Origin of the sequence: Streptomyces sp. NPDC090088 (assembly GCF_044747345.1) — a bacterium.
Classification (GTDB): domain Bacteria; phylum Actinomycetota; class Actinomycetes; order Streptomycetales; family Streptomycetaceae; genus Streptomyces.
The window spans coordinates 307043-324458 of record NZ_JBIVDZ010000002.1 but is presented as its reverse complement, the minus strand read 5'-3'; the positions used below and the strand labels follow the sequence as shown (position 1 = coordinate 324458).

Sequence of the window (17416 nt, the reverse complement as noted above, 5' to 3'; positions counted from 1 at the left end):
CCCTCGCGGGCCGAGATCACTTGTTGATCTTGGTGACCTGGCCGGCGCCGACCGTGCGGCCACCCTCACGGATGGCGAACTTCAGGCCCTCTTCCATGGCGATGGGCTGGATGAGCTCGACCTTCATCTCAGTGTTGTCGCCCGGCATGACCATCTCGGTGCCCTCGGGGAGGGTCACGACGCCGGTCACGTCCGTGGTACGGAAGTAGAACTGCGGACGGTAGTTGTTGAAGAACGGCGTGTGGCGGCCACCCTCGTCCTTGGACAGGATGTAGGCCTGCGCCTCGAACTCGGTGTGCGGGGTGACCGAGCCCGGCTTGATGATGACCTGGCCGCGCTCGACGTCCTCGCGCTTGATGCCACGGAGGAGCAGACCGACGTTCTCACCGGCCTGGCCCTCGTCGAGCAGCTTGCGGAACATCTCGATGCCGGTGACCGTGGTGGTGGTCTTCTCGGTCTTGATGCCGATGATGTCGACGGTCTCGTTGACCTTGAGGACACCACGCTCGATACGACCGGTGACGACGGTGCCACGACCGGTGATCGTGAAGACGTCCTCGATCGGCATCAGGAACGGCTTGTCGACGTCGCGCTCGGGCTGCGGGATGGCCTCGTCGACGGCGGACATCAGGTCCAGGACGGACTGGGTCCACTGGGGGTCGCCCTCAAGGGCCTTGAGCGCGGAGACCTTGACGACCGGCAGGTCGTCGCCCGGGAACTCGTACTCGGAGAGGAGCTCACGGACCTCGAGCTCGACGAGCTCCATGATCTCCTCGTCGTCCACCATGTCGGCCTTGTTCAGGGCGACCACGATGTACGGAACGCCGACCTGGCGGGCCAGGAGCACGTGCTCCTTGGTCTGCGGCATCGGGCCGTCGGTGGCGGCCACGACCAGGATCGCGCCGTCCATCTGCGCGGCACCCGTGATCATGTTCTTGATGTAGTCCGCGTGACCGGGGCAGTCGACGTGCGCGTAGTGACGGGTCTCCGTCTGGTACTCGACGTGCGCGATGGAGATCGTGATACCGCGCTGACGCTCCTCGGGCGCCTTGTCGATGTTGTCGAACGCGGTCGCCTCGTTCAGGTCCGGGTACGCGTCGTGCAGCACCTTGGTAATGGCGGCCGTGAGGGTCGTCTTACCGTGGTCGATGTGACCGATGGTGCCGATGTTGACGTGCGGCTTAGTCCGCTCGAACTTCGCCTTCGCCACTGGGGTCCTCCTGTGGAGTGGTTCTGTACGCCTTGATTCGATCGGTTTGATGCGATCGGCGCCAGGTGATCTTTGCTGTTGGGTCCCGGGCCCCGGGCCATTCCACCGCGAATGCGGAGGAACGACCCGTGAGGCTCCGGGGTCAAGCCTAAGGCGTGTGTGCGCGCCGCGTGGAACGCGGTACTTACTCGCCCTTGGCCTTCGCGATGATCTCCTCGGCGACGTTCCGCGGAACCTCGGCGTAGGAGTCGAACTGCATGGAGTAGCTGGCCCGGCCGGACGTCTTGCTGCGCAGGTCGCCGACGTAACCGAACATCTCCGAGAGGGGCACGAGGCCCTTCACGACGCGGGCACCGGCCCGCTCCTCCATGGCCTGGATCTGGCCACGGCGGGAGTTGATGTCGCCGATGACCTCACCCATGTAGTCCTCGGGCGTGGTGACCTCGACGGCCATCATCGGCTCGAGCAGCACGGGCTTGGCCTTGCGCGCGGCCTCCTTGAAGGCCTGCGAACCGGCGATCTTGAAGGCCAGCTCGGAGGAGTCGACCTCGTGGTAGCCACCGTCGAGGAGCGTGACGCGGACACCGGTCATCTCGTAACCGGCGAGGATGCCGAACTGCATGGCCTCCTGCGCACCGGCGTCGACCGAAGGGATGTACTCCTTCGGGATACGACCACCGGTCACCTTGTTCACGAACTCGTACGAGGCGTCGCCGCTCTCGATCGGCTCGATCGCGATCTGCACCTTGGCGAACTGACCGGTACCACCGGTCTGCTTCTTGTGGGTGTAGTCGACGCGGTCGACGGCCTGACGGATCGTCTCGCGGTACGCGACCTGCGGCTTGCCGACGTTGGCCTCGACCCGGAACTCACGGCGCATACGGTCGACCAGCACCTCGAGGTGCAGCTCGCCCATACCGCCGATGATGGTCTGGCCGGTCTCCTCGTCCGAGTGGACCTGGAAGGAGGGGTCCTCCTCCGCGAGACGCTGGATGGCGACACCCAGCTTCTCCTGGTCACCCTTGGACTTGGGCTCGATGGCGACCTGGATGACCGGCGCCGGGAAGTCCATGGACTCCAGGATCACCGGCTGCTTGTCGTCGCACAGCGTCTCACCGGTCGTGGTCTGCTTCAGACCCATGACGGCGATGATGTCGCCGGCGCCCACCGACTCGATCTCCTCACGCTTGTTCGCGTGCATGCGGTAGATCTTGCCGATGCGCTCCTTCTTGCCCTTGACGGAGTTCAGCACAGCGCTGCCGGACTCCAGGCGGCCCGAGTAGACCCGGACGAAGGTGAGCTTGCCGAGGTGCGGGTCGCTCATGATCTTGAACGCCAGCGCGGACAGCGGCTCCTCGTCGGACGGCTTGCGCTTGACCACGACCTCCGGGTCCTTCACGTCGTGGCCTTCGATGGCCTCGACGTCCAGGGGGGAGGGCAGGTAGCGCACGACCGCGTCGAGCAAGGGCTGGACGCCCTTGTTCTTGAACGCGGTACCGCAGAACACCGGGGTGACGGTGACGCCGTCGGACTTGCCGGACGCGATGGTGATACGACGGATCGCGGCGTACAGCTGCTCCACGGAAGGCTCCTGGCCCTCCAGGTACAGCTCCATGATCTCGTCGTCGTTCTCGGCGACGGTCTCGACGAGCTTGCCGCGGTACTCCTCGGCAGCCTCGGTGTGGGTGGCCGGGATGTCGACGACGTCGTACATCTCGCCCTTCTCCGCCTCGGCGGACCACACGAAGGCCTTCATCGTGACCAGGTCGACGACGCCCTTGAAGTCGGCCTCGGCACCGATCGGGAGCTGCATGACGATCGGCGTGGCGCCCAGGCGACCGCTGATCATGTCGACGCAGCGGTGGAACTCGGCACCGGTCCGGTCGAGCTTGTTGACGAAGCAGATACGCGGCACGCCGTAGCGGTCCGCCTGACGCCACACCGTCTCGGACTGGGGCTCGACACCGGCGACGCCGTCGAACACCGTCACGGCACCGTCGAGCACGCGCAGGGAGCGCTCCACCTCGACGGTGAAGTCGACGTGGCCCGGGGTGTCGATGATGTTGATGGTGTGGTCGACGTCTTCGAGCGGCCAGTGACAGGTGGTGGCAGCAGAGGTGATCGTGATGCCACGCTCCTGCTCCTGCTCCATCCAGTCCATGGTGGCGGCGCCGTCGTGGACCTCACCGATCTTGTACGAAACGCCGGTGTAGAACAGGATCCGCTCGGTGGTGGTCGTCTTGCCCGCGTCGATGTGGGCCATGATCCCGATGTTGCGGACCTTGGCCAGGTCAAGTGAAGTGGTAGCCATAAGGCTTCGGTCTTCTCTCGGTCTCGATGGGGGTAGCGACTACCAGCGGTAGTGCGCGAAGGCCTTGTTGGACTCGGCCATCTTGTGCGTGTCCTCGCGCTTCTTGACGGCCGCACCGAGGCCGTTCGAAGCGTCGAGAAGCTCGTTGAGCAGACGCTCGGTCATGGTCTTCTCGCGACGGGCGCGGGAGTAGCCGACGAGCCAGCGCAGCGCGAGGGTGTTGGCGCGACCGGGCTTGACCTCGATCGGAACCTGGTACGTCGCACCACCGACACGGCGGGACTTGACCTCAAGGGTCGGCTTGATGTTCTCCAGCGCGCGCTTGAGCGTGATGACCGGGTCGTTGCTGGTCTTCTCGCGCAGGCCCTCCATGGCGCCGTACACGATGCGCTCGGCGGTGGAGCGCTTGCCGTTCAGCAGCACCTTGTTGATCAGGGAGGTGACAAGAGGAGAACCGTAGACCGGGTCGATGATGACCGGGCGCTTCGGGGCGGGGCCCTTACGAGGCATTCTTACTTCTCCTTCTTGGCGCCGTAGCGGCTGCGGGCCTGCTTGCGGTTCTTGACACCCTGGGTGTCGAGCGAACCGCGGATGATCTTGTAGCGAACACCGGGCAGGTCCTTCACACGGCCGCCGCGCACGAGCACGATGGAGTGCTCCTGCAGGTTGTGTCCCTCACCCGGAATGTAAGCGGTGACCTCGATCCCGCTGGTCAGACGCACACGCGCGACCTTACGCAGGGCCGAGTTCGGCTTCTTCGGGGTGGTCGTGAACACACGCGTGCAGACGCCCCGGCGCTGAGGGGAGCCCTCGAGTGCGGGGGTCTTGTTCTTCTCGACCTTGTCCTGCCGGCCCTTGCGGACCAGCTGCTGGATCGTAGGCACTACTTCTCCGGTTTCTGTGTGCCGATGGTGAAGCTAACCTGGAACGTCGCCGACCCACGCGGTCGGGTGTGTCGGATTCCGCGGACTCCTGCCGGATGGCAGAAGGGGGCGCGGATCACGGTGGCCACTTCGTCACTCAGGTGCGGTTTGAAGGCACGCACGAGGGTCAGGGCACACCCCAGGCACAAGGTCTGAGCGTACCCAGCGCATTCACTCCGGTCAAAACAAAAGGAGGGGGACCGGTTGCGGAGGACCTGAGCTGCGGTTTCAGGAGGCCTTCCGATATACCACGAAGGCGAACGACACGCGAACGCAAGAGGGCGCGGGCTACCGGGATTCGGCCGGGCAGCCGTGCGACGCTGATCGGATCTTCTGATCGCCGGTTCCCTGGAGCGCTCCTTCAGGGGCGCGGGGAACCGCGCGACCAGCCACAACGGACCCGCAGCCGCCCGACGACCACGCGCGGCAGCCGCTACGGCGTTCCCCAGGGGGCTTCACGGTCATGAGCACGGTTCAGGGCAGTACCGCAGCGCCCACCGAAACCCCGCAGACCTTTCGCCTCCCCCCGGTCCTCCGCCCCTACCTCCCGCCCCTCGCCCTCTACGCCGCCGCCAAGCTCACCGGCCTCCTGGTCTTCGCCTGGCTGCTGACCTACGCCGGCGACTTCCGCACCAAGGACCCCCGCTTCGGCGGCGGCGCCCACTGGTGGGACGTCCTGTCCAGCTGGGACGGCTGGTGGTACCTCCAGGTCGCCCGTAAGGGCTACCACCCCGAGCCCCTCCAGCACCTCGCCCCCGGCGGCCAGTTCACGGCGGAACAGAACTCGGTCGCGTTCTTCCCGCTGTACCCGGGCCTGATCCGAGCGGTCTCGGAGACCACCGGCCTCGGCCTGTACGGCGCCGCCGTCCTCGTCTCGGTCCTGTGCTCCTTCGTGGCGGCCGCCGGCATCTACGCCGTGATCTCCCTGCTCGCCGGCACCCGCGCGGGCACCGTCGCGGCCGGCCTGTGGGCGGTGGTCCCCGCCGCCGGCGTCGAGTGGGCGGTCTACACGGAGTCCCTCTTCGTCGCCATCGCCGCCTGGACCTGCCACGCCGTGATGAAGCGCCGCTGGGTGACCGCGGGCCTGCTCGCGTTCCTGTCCGGCCTGAGCCGTCCGACGGCGGCCGTGCTGATCGGCGCGGTGGGCCTGGCGGCGCTGGTGACGCTGCTACGACCGGACAGCCGGCGCGAGCAGGGGGTCGCCGCCCCGCTGTACGCGGCGATCGCGGCTCCGCTCGGCCTGCTCACCTACCTCGCCTGGGTCGGCTGGTCGATGGGCGGCCCCGGCGCCTACTTCGCGCTGCAGCGCGAGGCCTGGTCCCACTACTTCGACTTCGGCGCGTACACCCTGGACGTGCTGCGGAACGTGGCGGTGGGGCGGGGCGACTATCTCTTCGCCTTCTCCGTCCCCGACCTGATCGCCGTCCAGCTGGTGGTGGCGCTGCCGTTCCTGGTCGCGCTGATGCTGCGGAAACGGCCGCCGCTGGTGCTGACGGCGTACGCCCTCGCCTCGATCGTGACGGTCCTCGGCACCCAGCAGATGTTCGGGAACACCCCGCGCTATCTGCTCCCCGTCTTCCCCCTGCTCCTGGCCCCGGCGGCGGCGATGAGCCGGCTGCGGTGGCCGAGCCTGGCGGTGTTCTTCTCGACGGCGGCGATCGCGTCCGGGTGGTACGCGCACTACGTGATCTTCGAGCTGGGGATCCCCTAGGGCGGAGGCCGGGGCGGTCGCGTTTCATGGCCCCGCCCCGGCCCGTCGTCCCCGCCCCGGCCCGTCGTCCCTGGTCCGGCCCCGTCGTCCCTGGTCCGGCCTCGTCGTCCCTGTCCGGCTTCGTCGTCCCTGGTCCGGCCACGTCGTCCCTGGTCCGGCTGCGTCGTCCCTGGTCCGCTAGGGCCGCCGGGCGGCCGCGCGTTCCGCCGCGAAGACGTCCTCCAGACGGAAGAGGGCGGCCCGGCCGGCCTTCCCGGCGGCCTCCAGGTGGCCCAGCTGGACCCATTTCCTGATGGTCGCCGGGGCGACACCGGCCTCCTGGGCGGCCAGCGGCCCGGGGATGAGGGTGGGCGAACCCGGGCTCGTCATCGGTGGCTCCACTCCCCCTCGTCCCAGGTGTGCCGGTAGGCCGGGTCGTCGTGGCAGCCGCAGTCCGGGGCGGTGCAGCGGCAGGCCGGGTTGACGCAGAGGACGGCGGTGCGGTCCGGGAAGGCGCGCAGGGAGACGGAGTCGCACCAGGGGCAGCGCCCGGAGACGCGGACGACGGTCTCGGTGTCGCCCAGGGCGCGGGCGCAGCGCCGGGCCATCCGGCGGGTCTCGTCCCGGACGTGAGCGGCGAGGACGGGGTCGGCGGCGATGCCGTCGAGGAGCCCGACGATCCGGCGCAGCCGCTCGGGCACGGAGGCGCGGCGGACGCGCGGCAGCCCGAGCCGGTCCCGCACCGCCTCCTCCAGCTCCACCACCCCGTCGGTGATGTCACGGATGGTGTCGGAGATGTGCAGCCGCAGCGGCGCGGCACTGTGACCGGGGGCGACCAGGCCCTGGGTCTGCCGGAGCAGCAGCGCCTCGGCGCGCTCCTCGCGGAGCCGGTCGGCGAGGTCCGCGGGCGGCGGGGCGGGCGTGGCCCGCCGGCCCGGGGCGGCGCCGCGGCCGGGGGCGAGCTCGACGGCCAGCTCGGGGAACTGCCGGAGAAGCAGGCCGATCCAGAGGGCGGAGTTGTCGGCGGCTTTGTCGGCAGTGTTGTCGGCGGCGCGGTCTTCGGTGGGTGGGTGTGCGGGGGACGTACGACGGTCAGGCAACGGAGCCTCCGCGGCGCAGGGCGCCCTGGACGACGCGGCCCTGCATGACCGGGAGGAGATGCGCGGGGATCTCGACCGGGCGGCCCCGGCGCCAGAGGCGGCCCCCGCAGACGCCGTCGAACCAGTTGGCGGCGGGGGCGACGGCCTCCTCGCAGTCGCGCCGTACCGGGCAGCGGGCGCAGGCCCGCAGGGCGGGGGCGGCCTCCTTCACCTTCTTCGAGAAGACGACCCGGGGCGGGAGCCCGGCGCAGGCGGCCGTGGCCTGCCAGGCGGGCGGTGGGCATGAGCTGCCGGTGACGGACATGGGGCCTCCCAATGTGGCTCCAGTGGGGCTGGTGTGAGGCGAGCGCCGTCAAGACTTACAGATTGCGCGCGCGCTCGCAACAAATATGCCAGTGACCCTTTCGGGAGATCATGGAAGGATCGGGATCACTCGGGCGTCCGCCGGGCGCGAACCGGGCGGGCGCGGCCACCGAATCTCCCCGTATCGCACGGACTTTCCTCAGTGCTTGCACGAGAGCACGTAATTCTGTGCGCGCAAGCAAGCTAAACTTGCTGCCCTCCAAAGGAAGCGAGCCCTCAGATGACCAGCCAGGATCTGGACGCGTTCGCCGCGTGGGTCGAAGACCTGATGCGCGACCGCGGCTACGACATCGACAGTCCACGCGGCGGCGGAAAGTCGCGGATAGCGGACGAGGCGGGGGTGCACCGGGCCGCCGTCACCCGCCTGCTGCAGCGCCAGAGCATGCCGGACCTGGAGACCACGCGCCGGCTCGCCCGCGTCCTGGGCGTCCAGGTCCGCGAGATGCTCATCCGCTCCGGCCGCCTGACCGCGGAGGAACTGGCCGACCCGCACGACTACCTGGCCTCGCCGGCCCCGAGCGCGGAGTTCGGCCGCCGCCCGACGCTGGAGGAGGTCGCCGACCTGCTCGGGGTGCCGGCCGACCGACGCGAGATGTTCGTGCGGGTGGTGGAACAGTTCCTGCCCAACGACGCACACGACGAGCCGATGACCGCGGCAACGACGACCGTGGACTGAGCCCCACTTCCGCCGGACGCGCCATCGAGGACACCCGTGGGCCGACGGGTGCTCTTCACGGGGGGTGGCGCAGAGCGCCCCGCAGGGGCGCGGGGAACTGCGCGACCAGCCCCCACCACCCGCAGCGAACCCCCACCCCAGCCCCCTCCCCCTCTCTCTTCTCCATCACCTCGCAGATTTAGTTGCGTGCGCGCACGCTCCCTGTCACAGTTGGTGCAGCGGCGGAGCTGTGCCCGGCGCCCCGCCCCTCCGCACGCATCCCACCCGCTGCCCCGAGGTGACGCATGACCACACCCACCCCACCCGCCTCGTTCCCCGACGTCGAGGCGATGATCGTCGACGTCCTGGACGACGACGCGCGGCTCTCCGGCGCCACCGTCGCCGTACAGGCGCCGACCGGCTTCGACGGCACCACCGCCGCCGTCTTCGTGAACCGCCGCGGCGGTGCCTGGGTCGGCGAACGCCACGTCGACCAGCCGCTGATCGAGCTGGAGGTGTACGGCCCGACCAAGCAGGCCGCGCACGTCCTGGCCAACGACGCCCGCCAGATCCTGCTGTCGATGGCCGACCACCGGTACGGCACGAACCTCGTCACGGAGGTCGAGGAACAGGACGGCCCACGCTGGCTGCCCGACTACCTCTACTCGGCGGCCAACCGCTACGTGACCGTGATGAAGGTGTACGTCGACGTCTACTGACCGTCGGCCCCACAGACCGAAGGCCCCGCCACCCCGGCGGGGCCTTCGTCGTACCCGGACACCCCCGGGTACGGCACCCCACCCGAACAACCCGCCTCATAACAAGGAGAAACCACCATGGCAGGAACCAACTCCTCCGAGATCCGCATCGCCGGCGTAGGCCGCCTCTACGTCGCCACCGCCGACACCAAGGTGCCGACGACCTTCTCCTCCGACACCTCCACCGACTGGGCGAGCTGGAAGAACCTCGGCTTCACCTCCGGCGACGGCGTCACCTTCTCCAAGAAGGACAAGCTGGAGCCGGTCGACGTGTGGCAGGCCGTCAGCCCGGTGCACTTCGTGTACTCGGACCGCGACCTCACCCTGAAGTTCTCGCTGATGCAGTTCAACGAGGACACGCTGCCCTTCTTCATGGGCGGCGGCACGGTGGACGCGGTGACCGGTTCGACCGGCGTCTACAAGTACGACATCGCCGACCGGCCGTTCGCCGACGTGCGCGCCCTCGGCCTGGAGTTCACGGATGTCCGGGCGAGCGACGGCACCACCGTCACCTACCGCTTCGGCATCCCGCGCGGCCAGGTCACCGCGGCGGACGACATCAAGCTGGCCCGCAAGTCGGCGGCCCAGCTCGGCATCACCTACACGGCGATGGCCGCCGCCGACGGCTCGGCGCTGGCCAGCTTCGTGATGAAGGACGCCGCGTACGCCGCGTCCTGATCCCCCGGGGTGGGGCGTACCCCCGGTCCGCCCCACCCCGGACCCGTACCACTCACACCCTGTTTCCTGCTGAGGAGCACACATGACCCGTTTCGACGTCAACGCCGCGCGCGCCCAGCGCCTCGAAGCCCTCGGCCGTACCTGGTCGTTCGAACTCGACGACGAGAGCTACACCCTGCCCACCGAGCTGACCCGCGCGACCGCGAAGGCCCTGCGCAAGCTCGACGACAACGACGTGGACGGGCTGCTGCGCCTGCTGCTCGGCGAGAAGCAGTTCACCCGCTTCGAACAGCACGAGGTCACCATGCAGGACATCGCCGCCATCCTGGAGGCCTACGGCAAGGAGACCGGGCTCGGCCTGGGGGAAGGCTGAGCCTCGTCGGGTTCGTCGAAGAACACGCCGAGGCCCTCGAAGCGGACCTGCTCCGCTACTACGGCACCGACCTGCTCGACTGGCACCGCGAGACGCTGACCGCACGGCGTCTCGCGCTGCTCATCAAGCACCTGCCGCGCGACAGCGCGCTGAACAGGGAGCTGCACGGCGAGGCCGCGGAGTGGTCGGTCTCCGACCATCTCCTCGCCGCCGCGGTGGACCATCTGGCGGCCGCGAACTGGATGTTCGCGAGCGTCAACTCGGAGGAGGGCGACCAGCCGGAGCCTCCGGCGCCGGTGCCGAGACCGTCGTACGACGGCGCGCACGACGAGGACTCACCGCCCCCCGCGAAGGGATCGGCCCCGGACCCGGCCGCCCCCGATTCCACGCCCTCGGCCGTACAACTGGCCCGCTTCTTCGGCTGATCCAGCTGTACGGCACCGCCCCGGTCGGCCCGCTCACTCGTCCCGGCGCCGGCCGGGGGCCCGGCCCTCCAGCTCGTCCGCGAGGGCCCGGGCCTTGTCGGAGAGGCGGCGGCCGGGAGCGTCGGCGGACTCCTGCTGTTCCCGCTCCCCAGCGCCACCGTCCCCCCGGCGCCCCTTGTCCCGGCCACCGCCCGGACCGTCCCGGTTCAGCGGCGGCACGCTGGGCCGCCCGTTGCGCCGTACCACCGAACGCCGTTCGGCGGCGGCCGGCACCGCCCGCTTCCCCCGGACCTCACGCGCGGACAGCAGGGTGTCGGCCCCGGGCCCGGCGTCCGCGCCACCGCCGTCGATGTCGTACTCGTCCTCTTCCTCGACCTCGTCGATGTCCTCGACCTCGTCGACGATGCCGTCCCACGGTGTCCCGTCCGCGACGGACCGCTCCCGCTCGCCGCGCTGCTCTACCCGCGTCAATTCGGACGGCGGCCGCAGAAGCTGGACATAGGGCAGCGGAATGACCTCTCCGCCCCGCTCCCCGTCCCCCTCGGCCCGACGCGCCCGCCGAGGCCGGCGCCCGGTCCGGGCGTCCTCCTGCCCCTGGAGATAGGCAGCCGTGATCCGCTGCTCGTACGCCCCGCGCACGGCGGGGAGTTGCTCATCGACCACGTCGGCCCAGCCGGCGCTGTAGGCGGCCATCTCCCGCCGGTCGAGCTCACCGCGCGGAAGGATCACCAGGTCCTCGGGCTCGTATCCGAAGCTCAGGACCAGCTCGGAGAGACGAGCGATGAGATGCGGCAGGTCAGAGGCCTGTTCCAGCCAGTCGATCACGTGCCGTTGCCGCGCGTTGGTCGCGTCCCCGTCCACCCCGTAGGCCTTGCTCTCGTCCCTGCCCCATCGCGCCCCCCGCGCGAGGACGGCCGCCCGTTGGCCGTCCACCGTCGTATGACAGGCCCTCAGGTCCGTTGTCAGGCCACACCGTTCACTTTCGATTCACCGACGGGAGAACGGCCGGATCCTACTCCACGACTCTGACACAACATCCACTGCACCCCGCCATCACCGCAGGTCCGGACCGGGCAGCAACGGAGAGTGAAAGAAAGAGGCTTCGGCAAACACGGAGCGACACCGTAAGATTACTCGTACACTAGTTCGAACAGACGCTTCGAACGCGTCAGGAGCGCCCACCTGTACCACCAGCCCAGCGGACAGACCGGAAAGCAGGACGACGACATGGCGACTGGCACGAGCAACTTCCCGCAGCAGCCGATCGACACCTACTCCCGCCTCGCCCACCTCCTGCACTCCCCCGCGCCCGACCGCGAGGCACTGCTCGACCGGCTGTACGAGGAACTGCTCACCCGCGAGTCCCGCGCCTACGCCGCCGGCTGGACGGACGCCCTGACGGAAGCCCGCCGAAGCCACCCGTAGCCTCCGGCCCACACGGCGAACGTGCACCACACCGACTCCTCGCCACACCCCGCCCGGCGCCACCCCCTCGACCAGCCGCAGCCCGGCGAGCCCATCTCCGTGCCGTACGGCGTTCGCACACAACTCCCCGACGGGCCGGAGCGGATCGAGGGCGGAGCCGTCCCAGCCGGCGCGGGTGGGGTGGTGTCGAAGCGACAGGAGTCCATCGTTCACCTCACGGGAGCCGAGGAGTGATCCACAACACACGGCCTCGAAGGTGGGCGAACTGCGCGCGCGACCGAGAAATTGAGGCAGGGAGACCCTCGCCGTCCGCGCGGAACGCATCCGCCGCGGGGGCACCGCAGTCGAGCGACTGAACTGCACCTTCCCTACGGCGGACGGCGAGGAGTTCTGGATCCTGGTCACGGCCCCGAAGCCGCCACCATGGGAAGGAGAGGAAGTTCCCGTCGTGTACGAGGAACGAAAGCCGTCGTCCGCGGAGAGCGTGCGGTATCTCGCGTCCTTCGGCTCCCGCGTGGGCATCGTGGTCCAATCGCTCTTCACCCTGCCGATCGTGGCAGCGGCCGCGGCAGGCGCCCTTTCCTGATCCAGCTCCGGCCGACCGCAGACCGAGCAGGGCCGCCGGCGCGGAAATCGGGTGCGCACGTCGCCAGGAGGCGGCGACCGCGATCAATGCGGTCGCCGCTGCGGCCAGGCACAGACCCACGATGACCAGGTATCCCTCCTGGGTCCTCCATATCGCCTTCTCCAGGACCTTTCAGTTGTCGCCCGGCCCGGCTTGCGAGGGCCGTAAACGACGCTGACGACGGACTCGCCTTCAGCAATCCCAAGATCCTCGGCCGGCATCGTGACGTAGTGCCTTTCATTGCTTTCATCCCGATAAATGACGTCGATCGATGGAATATTCGCGTTCCAACTCGTATCGCCACATCGGGCTCAGGTTCGAAGATGAACACTTCGACGCCTTTCAGGCCCGGCCGTCCGGCGCTCAGAGCGTGAGCAGGAACAGGGAGAGCCCCAAGAGCACCACGCCCACTCCGGCCGATACAGCAACACGCAGCGGCCTCGACGGGATTTCTGGGACCCTTCGGGCACTTTCCCACGTCGCGAAGGAAACAAAGAATGAAATCGCCGAAATCGCGAAAAGACCGACAGAGATAAAGAAGTACCAGAGCCTCATTCCCCGCCCCCACGTATCCCAATGACCCTTTCAGAGAATAGCGGAGGGGAAGAACTGGAGCAAGGCGGATTCCCTCGGTGATATCACCAGCCAGGGGAGGATCTTTGGGGCATTAGCCGTTTTTCAGGCCCGCGCGACCATCGAGAGGAAGTCAACGCATGGGACAGCACAGCACGGATGAGGTGTACGACAAGCTGGCCGACGTCGAGCTGAAGCTCGACAGCAATTCAAAGAACACCGTATCGACCAGTCATTTCGACGGCAAGATCAGGGACCTGAAGGAGGCGATCCAGAACGGCAAGAAGAAGGATGAAGACGAGCAGAAGAGCTTCAAGGACATCATCAAGGACATGTCTCCCATCAAGGAGTTCCTCGCTGTCGCCAACGGCACTGATTTCCTCGGAAAATTGGCGCTCCTGGTGACCGCCTTCGGTGCTTCAGTCGCGCTCGTCGTCGGCATCGTATCGAAGGTCAAGGAATTGACTCTCGCGATCACAGGACGCACGCGAAATTACGGCCTCTTCGGAGACGTGATTCCGGAGAACCAACGAGTTCGAAGGTCATTCGGCCGCGCCGAGGACGGCAGTTGGGGACTTCAGCCGGAGGAGCAGACCGATGTCCGGCAGCCACGGCTCCCCTCCGTGGAGGAGGTCGGCCGGGTCAAGGACGCGATAGGCCTCCTCAACACCGAGATCGGTACCTACCGCGAGAAGGTGCGCGGTCTCGCCACCCCCCGTGCCATGCGCCAGATGGCCTCCGCCGCCAAGAAATTGGAGAGCGCGGCGAAGAATCACCAGTCCGTCGACACACTCGCCGGCTCGATCCGGGAGCTCAACGCCGAAATGCGCGTGCTGGCCGGCACGGCCGGTAGCTGACACCCACGCCGAGGAGACCACACATGAGCCTCGTCAGTTCACTGAAGAAGGCGTCCGGCTCCCTCCAGGACTTCAAGGAGAAGGCCTCTGGAGCGGGTACGGCGGCGAAGAACGTCGGCAGCGCCGGGCAGAAGGGTGCCGGACAGCTCAAGAGCCTCAAGTCCGCCGCCCAGGACTCCGGAAAGGAGCTGAAGGACCTCAAGTCCGCCTCCGACAAGGCGGAGAAGTCCGTCGCCAAGGCCGGCAAGACCGGTTCCAGCGCCGGGAAGAACCTCGGGAAGTACGAGTCCGGGGCGAGCAAGGCGGCCAAGGGCCAGGACAAGATGAACAAGTCGATGAAGGGCAACTTCTTCGGCCTGCTCATGCAGTTGCTGCAACCGCTCATCGACAAGGTCATCGACATGGTGACCAACTCGAAGACCATGCAGAAGGTTCTCAAGCAGGCCTTCGAGGTCATCAAGACCGTGATCAGCAACGTCATGAAGGCCATCGGGCCGATCATGAAGAACGCCGGCAAGCTGATCAAGTCGGTCTGGAGCGGCATCAAGACGGCGGTCACGAACATCGTGAAGGCCGTCGCCGCCGTGATCCGCACCTACGTCACCATGTGGAAGACGATCATCACCGGCGTGCTCAACGCGATCCGCACGGTCGTCTCCGGGGTGTGGAAGGGCATCAAGGCCGTCATCTCGCCGGTCGTCAGCTGGATCAAGTCCGCGATCCCGAACGCCTTCCAGGCCGTCAAGAACCGGCTCTCCAGTATCTGGGGCGGACTGAAAGGCATCGCGAGCCGTGCCTTCGACGGCATCAAGGGCGCGGTCCGCGGCCCCATCAACGCGGTCATCGGCATCATCAACTCCGCGATCGGCGCCCTCAACGGCATCCACGTCTCCATCCCGGGCTGGGTCCCGATGGTCGGCGGCAAGACCTTCGGCGTCAGCCTGCCGAGGATCCCCGCGCTGGCCAGCGGCGGTGTCGTCATGCCCCGCTCGGGTGGTGTCCCGGCGCTGCTCGCCGAGGCCGGTGAGGCGGAGGCCGTACTGCCGCTCAGCAAGCTCGACCGGCTGCTGAAGCGGGCGGCCGCGCGTGGCCGGGCGTCGGGCGCGAGCGACTCCGCCGGCGCACTGCACATCGAGCACTACTACGCCGCCGAGACCAGCAGCCCGCAGCGCACCGCCGACGCGCTGATGTTCCTGGCGAAGGCGCGCGGATGAGTGCCGCGCTCGGGGCCGTACCGGCCAACCCGGTCGGCAGCTTCATCCCCACCGTGCGGTCCTTGCGCACGCGGGCCGAACAGAGTGTCACCGCCTTGCGCTCGGTCACGGGCCGCTTCAAGGACGCCGTCACCGGCATCGACCGCCTCACCTCGGCCGCCGACCAGGCCGTGGGCGCCGTACGGAAGACGAAGGAGAGCGCCGAGACCACCGCCCGTTCCGTCACCCAGACGGGACGCACCGCCTCCACGGCGGCGGGCGAGGTGAAATCCCTGAAGGCCGGCACCAAGGGCGCCGGCACGAAGCTGGGCATCCTGCTGACCGGGCTCGGGGGCATCATGTCCCTGATCCTCGGCATGGTCGATCTCGCCGGTCCGCTCGGCACCCTCCTCGACACCTTCGGCACCGCCATGACCGTCGCCTCCGGCGTGATGATCCTGATCAACGTCCTGACCCGGGCCAACCCCATCGGTTTCGTCACCGGGATCCTGCTCCCCGTGGCCGGCTGGCTGATCGACATCGCCGTCAACTCCGAGACCGGGCAGCGGCTGATGGACCAGCTCGCCAAGCTGATCCTCCAGTACGTCCAGAGCTACCTGACCATCCTCACCCCGATCCTCAAGGCGATCGCCGGTGCCGTGAACACGTACGTCACCGGCTACCTCACCGTGATCACCGGTGTCCTGAAGGCCATCGGCACCCTCGTCGGCACCGGCTTCGCCGTCCTCAAGGCGCTCACCACCGGCGACACCCGGGCGCTGAGCGGCAAGGTGTCGGCGGTCTGGAGCGGGTTCAAGAACGCCGTCCGGCCGGTCCTCGACTGGATCACGAAGGACATTCCCAAGGGGTTCGGCCGGATCAAGGACGCCACCTCCAGCACCCTGCACGCCATGGGCCAGTTCGTGACCACCGGCGCGCAGACCGTCGCCGGGGTGATCAAGGGCCCGATCCAGGGGCTGATCGCCTTCGCGAACTGGGTGATCGACGGGCTGAACAAGCTCAGCTTCAGCATCCTCGGCAAGAAGTTCGGCGTGCACCTGAGCAAGATCCCGATGCTGGCGGAGGGCGGGGTCGCCGTCCCCGGCGCCGCCCGGACCGGCAAGGTGCTCTCCCTCACCGCCCTGGAGCGCCAGCGGGCCCTCGCCCGCCGCAACGGCACGAAGGGCCAGAGCCCGTACCGCATCAGGGAGTTCCACGAGAGCCACGGCGCCGGCGCCCACGCCACCGCGACCGACCTGCTCTTCCTGGCCGCCGCGCACGCCTGCTGAGCCGTGCACCAGCCAACGACAACCGCATACCAGTGAGGTGAAGGCCGATGGCCGACCTGACCACCACCACATACACCGACGACGTTCCCCCCGGCTCACTCATCACCCGCGACGGGCAGATGCAGTGGGCCGGACTGCTGCTCGGCCCCGGTACGCCGTACGAGATCGGCAGCGACGGGCTCAGCGGCTGGGAGGACCTGCCGGACTACGACACGACGGACGCCGACCACCCGACCGCGCACGGCGCCTGGCCGGGCGCGCGCTACGCCAAGCCCCGCAAGGTCGGCGGCACGGTGTGGACCGTACCGCCGTCCGACGACACCGACTCCTCGCTCGCCGCGACGCGCGTCCTGCGCCAGGCCCTGCTGCTCGGCGACTCGGAGCGCTGGCTCGCGGTGCGGCTGCACGGTGAGACGCTCGCCGTGCGGGCCCGGGTCGCGCAGCGCGTGCTCGCAGCCGACCGGACGTACACCACGCAGGGCGTCTCCAAGGCGTCCGTGCAGTGGTACGCCACCGACCCGCGCCGCTACGCCGTCGACGAGCAGACGGCCGTGACCGGTGCCCCGCAGCCGGAGAGCGGGCTGACCTGGCCGCTGACCTGGCCGCTGTACTGGGGGCAGGCCGCCTCCACGGGCGACGTCGGCGCCGACAACAACGGCTCGGCGCCCACCCATCCGATCCTCACCTTCACCGGTCCCTGCACCAACCCGACCGTCACCGACCGGACTTCGGGACGCAGGCTGCGCTACGAGATCGGCCTCGCGGCGGGCGACGAACTCGTCGTCGACACGGCGGAGGGCACCGTCACCCTCAACGCCACCGCCTCCCGTCGCCACACGGCCGCCGCCGACAGCAGCCCCGAGGAGCTGTTCGCCTTCGAACCGGGCCGCGCCCAGCTCGCGTTCCGCCCGGACACCTACGGCACCGGCGCCCAGCTGTCCGTCCGCTGGCGCTCGGCGGAGTGGTGA

General features: G+C 68.6%; 20 protein-coding genes. 12 read left to right on the top strand and 8 right to left on the bottom strand.

Annotated features, from left to right (window positions below):
- Nucleotides 1–16: 16 nt before the first annotated feature.
- From tuf to rpsL, 4 genes are all read right to left on the bottom strand, one after another.
- Nucleotides 17–1210, bottom strand: a complete 1194-nt coding sequence (tuf, locus tag ACIPSJ_RS10155) for an elongation factor Tu (RefSeq protein WP_359210578.1) — start codon at nt 1208–1210, stop codon at nt 17–19.
- Between the two features lie 184 nt (nt 1211–1394).
- Nucleotides 1395–3521 (bottom strand): elongation factor G, encoded by a 2127-nt coding sequence (gene fusA / locus ACIPSJ_RS10150; protein ID WP_355720010.1) that lies wholly within the window; start codon nt 3519–3521, stop codon nt 1395–1397.
- A gap of 39 nt (nt 3522–3560) precedes the next feature.
- On the bottom strand, nt 3561–4031 hold the full coding sequence (rpsG, locus tag ACIPSJ_RS10145) for a 30S ribosomal protein S7 (protein ID WP_005481264.1): 471 nt from the start codon (nt 4029–4031) through the stop codon (nt 3561–3563).
- A 2-nt stretch (nt 4032–4033) separates the two neighbouring features.
- Nucleotides 4034–4405, bottom strand: a complete 372-nt coding sequence (gene rpsL, locus ACIPSJ_RS10140; RefSeq protein ID WP_003948652.1) for a 30S ribosomal protein S12 — start codon at nt 4403–4405, stop codon at nt 4034–4036.
- Nucleotides 4406–4907: 502 nt separating this feature from the next.
- On the opposite strand from rpsL, the gene ACIPSJ_RS10135 reads away from it, so the two are divergent.
- Entirely contained in the window at nt 4908–6155 is a 1248-nt protein-coding gene (locus ACIPSJ_RS10135; RefSeq protein WP_401344967.1) for a glycosyltransferase family 39 protein, read from the top strand.
- A gap of 177 nt (nt 6156–6332) precedes the next feature.
- On the opposite strand, the gene ACIPSJ_RS10130 is transcribed toward ACIPSJ_RS10135, so the two are convergent.
- The 3 genes from ACIPSJ_RS10130 to ACIPSJ_RS10120 are packed head-to-tail and all read right to left on the bottom strand — an operon-like array spanning nt 6333 to nt 7538.
- Entirely contained in the window at nt 6333–6524 is a 192-nt protein-coding gene (locus ACIPSJ_RS10130; protein WP_355720005.1) for a hypothetical protein, read from the bottom strand.
- The gene (locus tag ACIPSJ_RS10125) at nt 6521–7234 is read right to left on the bottom strand and encodes a hypothetical protein (RefSeq protein WP_401344965.1); all 714 of its coding nucleotides are present in this window, start codon (nt 7232–7234) and stop codon (nt 6521–6523) included. The genes ACIPSJ_RS10130 and ACIPSJ_RS10125 overlap by 4 nt, the downstream gene beginning before the upstream one ends.
- Entirely contained in the window at nt 7227–7538 is a 312-nt protein-coding gene (locus ACIPSJ_RS10120) for a WhiB family transcriptional regulator (RefSeq protein WP_401344963.1), read from the bottom strand. Before ACIPSJ_RS10120 ends, ACIPSJ_RS10125 begins: the two co-directional genes overlap by 8 nt.
- Before the next feature lie 279 nt (nt 7539–7817).
- Between ACIPSJ_RS10120 and ACIPSJ_RS10115 the strand changes: the two genes are divergently transcribed.
- The 5 genes from ACIPSJ_RS10115 (at nt 7818) to ACIPSJ_RS10095 (ending at nt 10486) form a co-directional block, all read left to right on the top strand.
- The gene (locus ACIPSJ_RS10115) at nt 7818–8273 is read left to right on the top strand and encodes a helix-turn-helix transcriptional regulator (protein ID WP_359210568.1); all 456 of its coding nucleotides are present in this window, start codon (nt 7818–7820) and stop codon (nt 8271–8273) included.
- A 284-nt stretch (nt 8274–8557) separates the two neighbouring features.
- Complete coding sequence (locus ACIPSJ_RS10110) at nt 8558–8971, top strand: hypothetical protein (protein WP_359210565.1); 414 nt, start codon at nt 8558–8560, stop codon at nt 8969–8971.
- A 117-nt stretch (nt 8972–9088) separates the two neighbouring features.
- The gene (locus ACIPSJ_RS10105; protein WP_355719994.1) at nt 9089–9688 is read left to right on the top strand and encodes a phage tail protein; all 600 of its coding nucleotides are present in this window, start codon (nt 9089–9091) and stop codon (nt 9686–9688) included.
- Nucleotides 9689–9770: 82 nt separating this feature from the next.
- The gene (locus ACIPSJ_RS10100; protein WP_355719992.1) at nt 9771–10061 is read left to right on the top strand and encodes a hypothetical protein; all 291 of its coding nucleotides are present in this window, start codon (nt 9771–9773) and stop codon (nt 10059–10061) included.
- A gap of 47 nt (nt 10062–10108) precedes the next feature.
- A complete protein-coding gene (locus ACIPSJ_RS10095) occupies nt 10109–10486 on the top strand; it encodes a hypothetical protein (protein WP_401346205.1) in 378 nt (125 codons plus the stop codon).
- Between the two features lie 33 nt (nt 10487–10519).
- Here the strand turns inward: ACIPSJ_RS10095 and ACIPSJ_RS10090 are convergent, their stop codons facing one another.
- Nucleotides 10520–11419, bottom strand: coding sequence for a hypothetical protein (locus tag ACIPSJ_RS10090; protein ID WP_359210560.1), 900 nt, complete (start codon nt 11417–11419; stop codon nt 10520–10522).
- A gap of 294 nt (nt 11420–11713) precedes the next feature.
- Between ACIPSJ_RS10090 and ACIPSJ_RS10085 the strand changes: the two genes are divergently transcribed.
- The 6 genes from ACIPSJ_RS10085 to ACIPSJ_RS10060 all read left to right on the top strand — a co-directional run bounded on the left by ACIPSJ_RS10085 (nt 11714) and on the right by ACIPSJ_RS10060 (nt 17416).
- Nucleotides 11714–11911 (top strand): hypothetical protein, encoded by a 198-nt coding sequence (locus ACIPSJ_RS10085; RefSeq protein WP_359210557.1) that lies wholly within the window; start codon nt 11714–11716, stop codon nt 11909–11911.
- Between the two features lie 448 nt (nt 11912–12359).
- Nucleotides 12360–12497 (top strand): hypothetical protein, encoded by a 138-nt coding sequence (locus tag ACIPSJ_RS10080; protein WP_401344958.1) that lies wholly within the window; start codon nt 12360–12362, stop codon nt 12495–12497.
- Nucleotides 12498–13249: 752 nt separating this feature from the next.
- Entirely contained in the window at nt 13250–13966 is a 717-nt protein-coding gene (locus tag ACIPSJ_RS10075; protein ID WP_359210551.1) for a hypothetical protein, read from the top strand.
- 23 nt (nt 13967–13989) lie between these two features.
- Nucleotides 13990–15180, top strand: a complete 1191-nt coding sequence (locus tag ACIPSJ_RS10070; protein ID WP_401344956.1) for a phage tail protein — start codon at nt 13990–13992, stop codon at nt 15178–15180.
- Nucleotides 15177–16448, top strand: a complete 1272-nt coding sequence (locus tag ACIPSJ_RS10065) for a tape-measure protein (protein WP_401344954.1) — start codon at nt 15177–15179, stop codon at nt 16446–16448. The genes ACIPSJ_RS10070 and ACIPSJ_RS10065 overlap by 4 nt, the downstream gene beginning before the upstream one ends.
- A 47-nt stretch (nt 16449–16495) precedes the next feature.
- Nucleotides 16496–17416: a phage distal tail protein gene (locus tag ACIPSJ_RS10060; RefSeq protein WP_359210542.1), complete on the top strand. Its 921-nt coding sequence runs from the start codon at nt 16496–16498 to the stop codon at nt 17414–17416.